At 61.3% G+C, this 7,702-nt stretch carries 6 protein-coding genes and 1 pseudogene; 4 read left to right on the plus strand and 3 right to left on the minus strand.

Features of this window, described 5'->3' with window-relative positions; genetic code table 11:
* Positions 1-65: 65 nt before the first annotated feature.
* The 3 genes from Q0526_RS00495 to Q0526_RS00505 all read left to right on the plus strand — a co-directional run bounded on the left by Q0526_RS00495 (position 66) and on the right by Q0526_RS00505 (position 2,229).
* Positions 66-287 carry a M56 family metallopeptidase gene (locus Q0526_RS00495; protein ID WP_298729801.1) on the plus strand — a complete coding sequence of 74 codons (222 nt, stop codon included), beginning with the start codon at positions 66-68 and terminating at the stop codon, positions 285-287.
* A gap of 36 nt (positions 288-323) precedes the next feature.
* Positions 324-1,490: a peptidoglycan DD-metalloendopeptidase family protein gene (locus tag Q0526_RS00500; protein ID WP_298729804.1), complete on the plus strand. Its 1,167-nt coding sequence runs from the start codon at positions 324-326 to the stop codon at positions 1,488-1,490.
* An 85-nt stretch (positions 1,491-1,575) separates the two neighbouring features.
* Positions 1,576-2,229 carry a DUF6198 family protein gene (locus tag Q0526_RS00505; RefSeq protein WP_298729807.1) on the plus strand — a complete coding sequence of 218 codons (654 nt, stop codon included), beginning with the start codon at positions 1,576-1,578 and terminating at the stop codon, positions 2,227-2,229.
* A 52-nt stretch (positions 2,230-2,281) separates the two neighbouring features.
* Here the strand turns inward: Q0526_RS00505 and Q0526_RS00510 are convergent, their stop codons facing one another.
* Together Q0526_RS00510 and Q0526_RS00515 are read right to left on the minus strand one after the other, a co-directional pair.
* A complete protein-coding gene (locus tag Q0526_RS00510) occupies positions 2,282-3,526 on the minus strand; it encodes a PBSX family phage terminase large subunit (RefSeq protein ID WP_298729810.1) in 1,245 nt (414 codons plus the stop codon).
* Positions 3,527-3,542: 16 nt separating this feature from the next.
* Positions 3,543-3,737, minus strand: coding sequence for a hypothetical protein (locus Q0526_RS00515; protein WP_298729813.1), 195 nt, complete (start codon positions 3,735-3,737; stop codon positions 3,543-3,545).
* Positions 3,738-3,981: 244 nt separating this feature from the next.
* On the opposite strand from Q0526_RS00515, the gene Q0526_RS00520 reads away from it, so the two are divergent.
* Entirely contained in the window at positions 3,982-6,771 is a 2,790-nt protein-coding gene (locus Q0526_RS00520; RefSeq protein WP_298729816.1) for a glycoside hydrolase family 2 TIM barrel-domain containing protein, read from the plus strand.
* Between the two features lie 69 nt (positions 6,772-6,840).
* Here Q0526_RS00520 and Q0526_RS00525 read toward each other — a convergent pair.
* Positions 6,841-7,702 (minus strand): annotated as a pseudogene (locus Q0526_RS00525) (amylosucrase); the annotation flags it as partial.

Raw genomic sequence — 7,702 nt, forward strand, 5'->3', positions numbered from 1 at the left:
GCGGTCTATCTCTTGTTTTCGGTTGCTTGCTTCCTTACCGTACATGAGCATTTACGCTGGGCATCTTGCGTCCCCGCATCTATCTGCCCGCAGGGCTGGCGGGGACCTCCCGGCAGGCGGTGCTGCTTCATGAAAAGATCCATCTGCGCCGCCATGATCCCCAAATCAAACCGCTCTACTACGGGGTGGTCTGCCTGCATTGGTTCAACCCGCTGGCATGGCTGGCCTTCCGCCAGATGGAGCGGGAGATGGAGTCTGCCTGTGACGAGGCGGCGATCCGGGGTTGAGATGCCGCCGCCCGCAATGCCTACTGCGAAAGCATTTTGCAGTACGCCCTGCAAGGACGGCTGGCACCGGGCTCTTTGGCCTTTGGACAGGGCAGCGTCAAGACCCGTATTGTCCATCTGCTGCGGTACCGTCGTTTGGGGGCTGGGGCACTGCTGCTCTGTGCCGCGGCGGTGGGGCTGAGCGTCACCGCCTGTATGATGCAACCCCAAGTGGAGGAAGCTACCCCCGAGGCCGCCGAAACCTCCCAGTCCGAACCTGCACCCCAACCCACCGCTACGCCGGAAAACGCCGTGACCTTCACGGTCAACACCGCCGGACTGCCCAATCTGGACGACCCAGAAAACAGCCCGCGGTTCCTCTGCCCGGTGGACTATACCTATATCAGCCGGTACATGGGCGGCGGTCACCGGGGGGATGATTTGTGTGCGGAACAGGGAACCCCGGTCTATGCGGCGCAGGACGGTGTGGTAGTAAAGGCTCTGTACCATTACTCCTATGGAAACTGTGTACAGTTGGACCACGGCACCGGCGTGGACGGCCGCCACTGGACCACCTTGTATGCCCATATGAACGATTTGGCGGTAGAATCCGGCCAGACCGTCAAGGCCGGGAAACTCATCGGTTATGTGGGATGTACCGGCAATGCCACGGGCAATCAGGTCCATTTTGAGATGAAGGTAGACGACATTCTGGTAGGCCCCAGCTACTTTACGGCCTATCGGGACGGCGATACCCACGAATTGACGACCACGAAGGTCGAAGAACTCTTGGCCGGAAATGAGGACGTTGTTGCAGGCAGTTCCCTGATGAGCCAATGGCCGTTGGAGGACCAGAAAGCAGCTCTGGAACAGCAGCTGGAATCCCTGCAAGACCAGCGGGAACAAATGTTGGAAGTGCAGGAAACGCTGGCTGGTGGCAGCAGCGACGCAGAAAAAGAGACTGCTACGCGGGTTCAGGATTCCATCGACGTACTGGATGCGACGATCCAGATGGTGCAGGAGGAGCTGGCGCTGGTGGAGACCGAGATTCAGGCCCAGAAAGACGCAATGATAACCCAGCAGTCCGAACTTCAGCAGCAGATCGCCGCCGCCCAGTCTTCCGGTACGGGGAGCGACCCGGTGTTGGATGCCGGGGAGGAAGCCGCCCGACAGAATCTGGACAGAGCCTCCCAGCAGATGAACGAGATGCTGAACGGAAACTGAGCACGATGCTGTTGACAAACCCTTGAAAAATTTGACATTTTTGCCCCCCGGGTATATCCTTGTATAGGATAAGGAGTGGCAAAGAATGCAGCAAACAAAAGAACAAACAATCGCCCGCTGGGGGTTCTATCTGTTGGGAATGGTGCTGTTGGCATTGGGCCTGACGCTGAACACCAAGACGGGTCTTGGGGCATCGGCCATTGTGTCGGTGCCCTTTACCGTGAGTCAGGCCACCGGCTGGAACTTCGGCAACCTGACGTTGGTCGTCTATTGCCTCTTTGTGTGGGCAGAGTTTCTCCTTAAAGGGAAAAACCGCCAGTGGATCGACCTTTTGCAGATTCCGTTGAGCATCGTATTCACCCGGTTTATGAACCTGTTTGCGGGGGTTATCCCTTACGAAAACGGCAACCTGCCCGCCGACATCGCCCTGCTGGTGGTGGCCATCCTCTTCACTGGGGTGGGGGCGGCGATGACGGTAGCCATGCGGCTCATTCCCAACCCCGGCGATGGTATCGTGGGCACCATCGCCCAGATCTCCGGCAAGGAGCTGGGCTTCTGCAAGAACTGCTTTGATCTGGGCTGCGTCAGCCTTTCACTGGTCATCGGTCTTTGCTTCGGCAACGTGTTGTTGGGCGTGGGGCTGGGGACCGTGATCTCGATGGTGGGCGTGGGACGGGCCATTGCCGGGTTCAACTACCTGTGCAAGCGCCCGCTGCTGCAGGCCACCGGTATGAACTGACCCAAACAAAAAAAGAGGGACTGCCCGCAGGCAGCCCCTCTTTTTTGTCCCATTATACGCCGCGCCGCCGCCAGATACTCTCTACGGCATAGCGCACCGCGTCAATGTGGTGGTTGTTCACGTCGGGGTAGCCCGGCAAAACCTCGCCGGTGCGGTCGTCCCGCTCATACTCGTACTCGCTGAACTCCGCCGCCGTGGCCGGGCAGCGCTCCGGGTCGATCACGATGGAAGTAAGCCCCTGCAGCCACTTCATGCTTTCCCGCACGCTGCCGGGGCCTTTCTGCGCAGCCCGGCAGGGCAGCCCCGCCGCCCGGTAGTCGGCACAGGATTTCGGCTCGGCGGCATCGGCGGTCAGCAGCCCGCCTTCGTCACCGCCTACGCCCCGTTCCACCAGCAGCCGGGCGGTGTCCCGGTTGGGGGTGCGGGTGCGGGTCAACTCGTCAAAGATCACCAAGGTGCGCCGGGCCGCGTCATAGTACACGGCGTTGTACGCCCACGGGTCGGGGTACCAGCCCCAGTCCACCCCGTGGTACAGCCGGTCAAAGGCAGCGATCTCCTCGTCGGGGACAGCCCGCATACACAGGTTGTCAAACACTGCCGCGCCGCTGCCCACCACCTCGCCGCCATATTCATGGCGGTAGGCGTCGGGGTTGGTCTTTTGCAGGTGTTCGGCATCCGCCCAGAACCGTTCCCCCAAAAAGCTGCGGGGCAGGTCCCGGTAGGTGGAGTGATGCACCAGCTTGCCGGTGCGGGGCTCCAGCGCATAGCGGTTGACCCAACTGCGGGCCATAGCCGGGGGATTGAAGCTCTTCAGCGTCAGCGACCAGTCGCCGCCCCGCAGAATGCTCTGCTCTACGTTGCGCACCTCTTCCGGTCCGTCGAATTGGTCCAGCTCTTCAAACCAACAAAGTCCCACGGCGCCAAAGGGCACCTTTAAACTCTTGAGCTTGCCCGCATCGTCCAGCCCGAAAAAGAGGATCTTTTGCCCTGTGGGCAGATAGATACATTCCATGGGGCTGACCGTACAGCGAAAATACGCCGAACACCCCAGCGCCCCGATGGCCCACACAATTTGGTTGTACACGCTGTTGCGCAGGGTGCCCGCCACCTTGCGCAGCACCACGGCGTGGCAGTTGGGGTGCCGCAGCAGTTGGTAGACCAACTCCAGCGACAGATAGCTGGACTTGCCCGAACCACGGCCGCCTTTGGCCACGACCTCCTGCACCGTGCCGCTGCGAATGGCGGTATGCACCGGCCAAAACACCGGCGGAATGACCTTTTTCAGTTGAATGCGCACCCGCGCATCACCTCCCTTATCCTTCGTCTACAATGACCACCCCCTCTGTGGTCTGGCCGTCGCCCAAGCCCAGATGCTTGTACAGCAATTCCAGCGCCCGTAGCTTGTCGGCCACCTTGATGGCCTGACCGTTTCGCTCGGTGCCCGGCTCGGCAAAGGCAATGGCCGCCAATTCCCCCAGTACATGGTCCGGCGTCAGTTCCTCACCCACCCATGGCATCCCTCCTTTCGGGGCAAAAAACAAAACCCGCAGGCAGGGGGAACGCCCCTTCCTACGAGTTTCGCTAGTATCATTTTACTACCATTGGTTGTGAAATGCAATGAAATTTTGGGAAATCTTCTGGCGATGGCCCAATTTTTCCAGAGCCCTTGCAACGCAGCTTTGCAGGCGGTACACTGTATACAAAAGCGACTCGTTGTGGCAACGACCCACACACCGAAAGGAGCCCTGTCTTATGAACGCTTCTAAGCCGGAACTGAACTGGCTCACCGATCCCACCGTTTTTGCCGTCAATCGTCTGGCGGCCCATTCCGACCATGTCTGCTACCGCACGGCGGAGGAAGCCGCCGCGGGGCGCAGCAGTCTGCGCCAAAGTCTGGACGGAACATGGCGTTTTGCGTATAGCCCCAACCCCGCCGCCCGTCCGGCGGACTTCTGGCATCCCGATGCCGACCTTTCGGCCTTTGGGACCATTCAGGTGCCGGGCCATATCGAATTGCAGGGCTACGGCGAGCTGCAATACACCAACACCCTCTACCCGTGGGACGGCCGGGCTGCTTTGCGCCCGCCCCAGATCGACTGGGACCATGCCCCGGTGGGCAGCTACGTCCTTGACTTCACGCTGGAAGAAGGGCTGCGGGGGCAGCGGGTCTGCATCAGCTTTCAGGGTGTGGAACAGGCGATGTACCTGTGGTGCAACGGGGTGTTTGTAGGCTATGCCGAGGATAGCTTCACCCCCTCGGATTTTGAGCTGACCGACTGCCTGCGGGACGGCGTCAACCGCCTTTGTGTAGAGGTGCATAAGCGGTGCAGTGCCTCGTGGATCGAGGATCAGGACTTTTTCCGGTTTTCGGGCATCTTCCGGTCGGTGTTCCTCTATGCCAAGCCCAAGGTGCATCTGACCGACCTGTGGCTGCAGACCGGGCTGGAGCACGACAACCTCACCGGTACGCTGACGCCCCGCCTGCGGCTGGAAGGCCAGACCGCCGGCGCCAAGGTACATCTGCGCCTTACCGATGGGGAAGGATATGCCCTTTATGACGGGTTGGTGACCGGCGACACGCTGGAATTGCAGGGGGTGCAGCCTTGGAGCCATGCCACGCCCACCCTTTATCAAGCGCTGCTGACGGTGACCGACGCCGCCGGTGCCGTGCAGGAGGTAGTCCCCTATCGCATCGGGTTCCGCCGGTTCGAGATGGTGGATGGGGTGATGTGCCTCAACGGGGAGCGGGTGGTCTTTAACGGGGTCAACCGCCACGAATGGAATGCCGAGAAGGGCCGTGCCATCGGTCCCGAGGATATGGACGCCGCCATGGCGGTGTTTCGCCGCAACCATATCAATGCGGTGCGCACCTGCCACTATCCCAACCAGAGCCGGTGGTACGATCTGTGCGACGAAAACGGCATCTATATGATCGACGAAACCAATCTGGAAAGTCATGGAAGCTGGCAGAAGCTGGGAGCGGTGGAACCAAGCTGGAATGTGCCGGGCAGCCTTCCGGAATGGAAGGACTGTGTGGTGGACCGGGCCCGCAGCATGTTTGAGCGGGACAAAAACCATGCAGCCATCCTGATCTGGTCCTGCGGCAACGAAAGCTACGCCGGGGAAGATATTTTGGCTATGACGGAATTTTTCCACCAGCAGGACCCCGGGCGGCTGGTCCACTACGAGGGTGTGTTCCACAACCGGGCCTTCGATGCCATCAGCGATATGGAAAGCCGGATGTACGAAAAACCGTGGGTCATCCGGGCGTATCTGGAATCCAAGCCTGCCAAGCCCTTTATCCTTTGTGAGTATATGCACGACATGGGCAACAGTCTGGGCGGCATGGAGAGTTATATCCGTCTGGCCGAGGAGTACCCCCAATATCAGGGTGGGTTCATCTGGGATTATATGGACCAAGCCCTCTGGCACACCGACGCACTGGGGCGCCGGGTGTTGGGCTACGGCGGTGACTTTGACGAGCGCACCACCGACTACAACTTCAGTGGCAACGGCATCGTTTACGCCGACGGCACCGAGAAACCGGTCATGCAGGAAGTACGCTACTGGTACGCCGATGCCGCCGAGCGGGCGGCGCAGGATGCCCGCAATCAGGCCGCTGCACAGGCTGCCGACGCCGTGCTGGCGGCAGAATGGAAGGCCCGGCCCACCACGCCCCTGACCGTCACCCAAGGGGACGGCAATCTGGGGGTACGGGGCAAAGGGTTCGAGATCCTCTTCTCCTACCCGGAGGGCGGTCCGTCCTCGCTGCGCATCGGCGGCACCGAATGGCTGTGGCGGGCGCCCCGTCCGGCGGTCTGGCGGGCCTCCACCGACAATGACCGGGGCTGCGGCTTCCCCCAGCGCAGCGGTGTCTGGCTGGCGGCAGATGCACTCTCTCGGGCCGGTATGCCCGAAGTGCTGGAACAAAACGCCCACAAGGTGGCAGTGCGGTATCGCTTTGCGCTGGTAGGGGTGCCGGGGGCAGAGGCCTTGCTGACCTACACGGTGACCGACAAAGGCGCGCTGGAAGTGGAGGCAACCTACCACGGCGTGGCAGGGACCCCGGAATTGCCCTGCTTCGGCGTGCAGTTCCAGACCGCCGCACCGGTAGCCGCCACCCAATGGACCGGCCTTTCGGGGGAGACCTATCCTGACCGGTACAAGGGGGCTGCCTTCGGTTGCTTTACCGAGGTGCCCCACATCGAACCTCATCTGGTGCCGCAGGAATGCGGGCTGCATCTGGGCACCCGGCGGGCTGTTTTGCAGCAGCGGGATACCCGGGGCCGCACTACCGCCGCGCTGGAACTGCAAAGCTGCGGCGAGGCCTTTGCCTTCCGGGCGGTGCCCAACACGGCCGAGGAACTGGAAGCGGCCCAGCATCCCAGTGAGCTGCCCGTCACCGGGCGCACCAGCGTTACGGTGCTGGGGGCCATGCGGGGCGTGGGCGGCATCGACAGTTGGGGCACCGATGTAGAGGAAGCCTATCGCCTGTCCGGGGAAGCAGACTATACGTTGCACTTCCGCATTTTGCTGCGGTGATACACTAAAACAGAAGGAGCGCACCCTTGCGGGTGCGCTCCTTCCATATAGGGGGAAAAAACGGGAGTGTCAGATGTCTTCGGTATGCAGGAACCAAGCGAAGCCGTAGGGATACAGCTCCACATCGTTCAGGTCGTCCCGGTGGGCGCCGTACATCAGTTCCTCGTAGGGGCCTTTCTCCTGCGAGGAAACGTGGACAAATTCCGGGCTGAAGTTAAAGAAAGCGATGAGCTTGTGGCCCTGATACCAGCGGCCCACGCCCAAGACATGGTTGCTGCCGGTGTCAAAGGTCCACACATCGGCCTGTGCGTCAAAGGCCTGCTCTCCGGCACGAAGCTGCTCCAGACGGCGCAGCCCCTCGAACTGTTCGCCCTGCCGGGTGGTGGTGTCGTGGCGCAGTTCGGCCAACTCCCACGAGAAGTTGCCCCGGTGGATGTATCGGCTGTCGTCCCACTTTTCGGGGTCATCGTGGTAGCCGTAGTCATTTAGCTGGCCGATCTCGTCGCCGCTGTACAGCACCGGAATGCCGCTTTGGGTCAGCATCCAAGCGTGAAGCATCAAATCGCAGGAGATGGCCCGCTCCATCTTGAAGGGGTCCTGCTCAAAGTCGGCAGCCTCCACGCCGCACAGCGAAGCGGTGGTGCCGCACAGCCGGGCGTCGCCCAAACGGGGATCATCGTTGTACAGTTCGCCGCGGCTGTCGCTGCCCGGCCATTTGCCGGTAAACCAGTCGTTCAGGTACTTCTTGTGGGCGACCTCGTCGGTGCCGAACCGGGCGTTCAGCCACGGGTAATCCAGTCCCCAGCCGATGTCGTCATGGCAGCGCAGATAGTTTAAGAACAGGAAGTCCCGGGGCAGTGCGCTGACGGTGTCCAACTGGTGGCGCAGCAGCGAAACGTCCGCCGTGGCCAGAGAGTTCCAGGTGGTGGCC

The organism is uncultured Subdoligranulum sp., assembly GCF_937890665.1.